The sequence below is a fragment of the Immundisolibacter sp. genome, from assembly GCF_028696615.1.
GTDB lineage: Bacteria > Pseudomonadota > Gammaproteobacteria > Immundisolibacterales > Immundisolibacteraceae > Immundisolibacter.
This window is the reverse complement of record NZ_JAQVGQ010000317.1, coordinates 1-2,591: the sequence shown is the minus strand read 5'-3', so window position 1 is coordinate 2,591 and position 2,591 is coordinate 1. Positions and strand designations below refer to the sequence as shown.

Sequence of the window (2,591 nt, the reverse complement as noted above, 5' to 3'; positions counted from 1 at the left end):
CCAGATGAAGCTGAAGAACGCCCCGCCGACCATGCGCGCCAGCAGATCCAGCGCCAGCGGCACCACCTCGCGGGCGGGCAGGCCGAGTGTGCAGAGATTCTCGTACTCGCGCATCAGCCTTTTCACGACGTCGCTGCCTCCCCTGGTCAGGCGACGGCAAGCTTAGCACCGGCATCCGGTGTGGTCAGCCATCTCGGCGGCCGTCGCGCCCCGTCGCCCGAACGCGGTTTGCCACCCCGACGGGTGGCATACAGCCGGCCGCGGCCCGAAGACAATGCCGGCGCTGGGGAGGTGTTCCCCGTTCCGCGTTCACGAGGGGCATGCTGCATGAAAAACGCACGGCTCGGCGCGTACCCGCGCCGCTTCCTGACATCGGTCCTGATCGCCGCCGCCGTTCTGGCCGGGTCCGCGACGGCCGCCACCATCACCGTCAACCTGGCAACCGACGAGGATGCGAACAACGCCGACTGTTCGCTGCGCGAGGCGATCTACGCCGCCAACAACGATGTCCCCTACAACGGCTGCGTGACGGGCAGCGGCGCGGATACCATCGCCTTCGCCATTCCCGGCGCGGGGCCGCACATCATCGGCCTGAATGCGGCATTGCCCGACATCTCCGCCGAGATCCACATCGACGGCTATACGCAGAGTGGTGCCGCGGCCAATGCCCTTGCCTCCGGCACCGATGCGGACATCCGGGTCGGCATCGCCAATGGCGGTGCAGTGAACTACGGCCTTACCCTGGTGGCAGGCGCCGACGGCAGCAGCATCCGCGGCCTGCGCATCACCGGATTTTCCAATTCGGGCATCCTGTTGTTCGGTGACGGCGGGCTGAGCGGCATCACCATCGCGGGCAACTTCATCGGCACCGACGGCACCAACGACCTCGGGAATTCCAACCATGGCGTCTTCGTGATGGCGACGACTGTGCCTGGGGTGACGAACTCGCTCATCGGTGGCCCGCTGCCCGCCGACCGGAACCTGATCGCTGGCAACAACCAGAACGGCATCCTCATCGGCAATTCGGGTACCAGCGGCATCACCATCCAGAACAATCTGATCGGCACCACGGCCGACGGCAATTCTCCCCTGTCGCAGAACAGCGGCATCTGGCTGAGCGGGAGCGGCAGTCATACGGTCACCGGCAACGTGATCGGCGGGAACAACGGCGTCTATCTTTCCGGCGTGTCGGACGACAACCTGCTGACCGCCAACTCGATCGGCGTCGGCGCCGATGGCGTGTCGGACATCGGCGGTACGGGTAATGGTGTCGTGCTCTTCGCGACGTTCTCGGGTGGTGGCGGACCGCAGGACAACATGATCGGCGGCACCGGCGCCAACGACGGCAACGTCATCGCCAACTGGGGACAGGACGGCGTGCACATCAACCGCAATGACATACTGTTGGCCTCCTTCAGCAGGTACAACCAGATTCTGGGCAACCGCATCTATGGCAACGGCGGGCTCGGCATCGAACTCACCGACGATCAGGCGTCGGGCTTCGGCGGGGGCGTGAGCCTCAATGACCTCGACGACGCGGATGTCGGTCCGAACGGCTACCAGAACTTCCCGGTCATCACGTCGGCGGTCACCGACGGCGCCAACACGGCGGTGAGTTTCACGCTGGATGGTGAGCCGTCGAATATGCAATACCGGGTGGAGTTCTTTTCCAATGCGTCATGCGACGCCAGCGGCCATGGCGAGGGCGAGGTGTTCCTGGACGGTCGGGACCGGATCACTTTCGATGGCGATCTGGCGGCGACCTCGACCGGACTGCCGGCCACCACGCCCGGTCATTTCATCACCATGACCGCCACCAAGTACGACATCGGTACGAATGAGACCTCGGAATTCTCGGCCTGCGTTCCCGTGACCTTCGGTGCCCTGAACGGTGAACCGCCGGTGGCAACGCCCGTGATGTCGCTCCCGGCCCTCGCGGCGACGGCGCTGCTGCTGGGTCTTGGCGGCGGTCTGGCGCGCAGGCGCCGTTCCTGACCACTCGGCGGCGGGCGCAGCCTACCGGCGCCTGCGCCGGTACTGCGCCAGTACCACCAGCCCCAGCAAGCCCAACGCCGGCAGATACAGCCATGCCGGTGACGGCCGCTCGGCGGCCACCAGCACGCCGGTCACGCGCCAGCCGAAGCCGATGCCGGCGCGTTCGGCGGGGCTGCCGAAGCTGACACCGAGCACGTTCATCGCGTCGCCCTGGGGCATCAGCGTCAGGCCGGCGTTCATCAACCGCCGTTGCCCGTTCGCCGGCGCGCCGAGCGGCAGCATCATTACCCGTTGTGTCGTTTCACCCGTGAGCGTCGCTCCCTCGGCCATGAGCCGGATGTGCGCGTTGCGCGGCATCGCTGCGGCGATCTGATAAAGCTCGGTCACCGGCCGTTCGGTGTAGGGATCGACGATGCGGTCCATCCAGAAACCCGGCCGGAACAGCGTGAAGGTCACGAGCAGCAGTGCAGCGGTTTCCCACCAGCGGCTGCGCGTCAGGAACCAGCCCTGGGTGGCGGCGGCGAAGCAGAGCATGGCGGCGAGCGCGCTACCGGCGACCAGCAGGCCGTGGCCGAACGACGTCACGTCGATCAGCA

At 66.6% G+C, this 2,591-nt stretch carries 2 protein-coding genes; one reads left to right on the top strand and one right to left on the bottom strand.

Going from position 1 to position 2,591, the window contains the following annotated elements:
• Positions 1 to 327 precede the first annotated feature (327 nt).
• Positions 328 to 1,995 carry a CSLREA domain-containing protein gene (locus tag PHC73_RS13790; protein WP_300129402.1) on the top strand — a complete coding sequence of 556 codons (1,668 nt, stop codon included), beginning with the start codon at positions 328 to 330 and terminating at the stop codon, positions 1,993 to 1,995.
• Between the two features lie 21 nt (positions 1,996 to 2,016).
• Here the strand turns inward: PHC73_RS13790 and PHC73_RS13785 are convergent.
• The coding region (locus tag PHC73_RS13785; protein WP_300129400.1) for a DUF3394 domain-containing protein at positions 2,017 to 2,591 on the bottom strand (575 nt) is incomplete at its 5' end.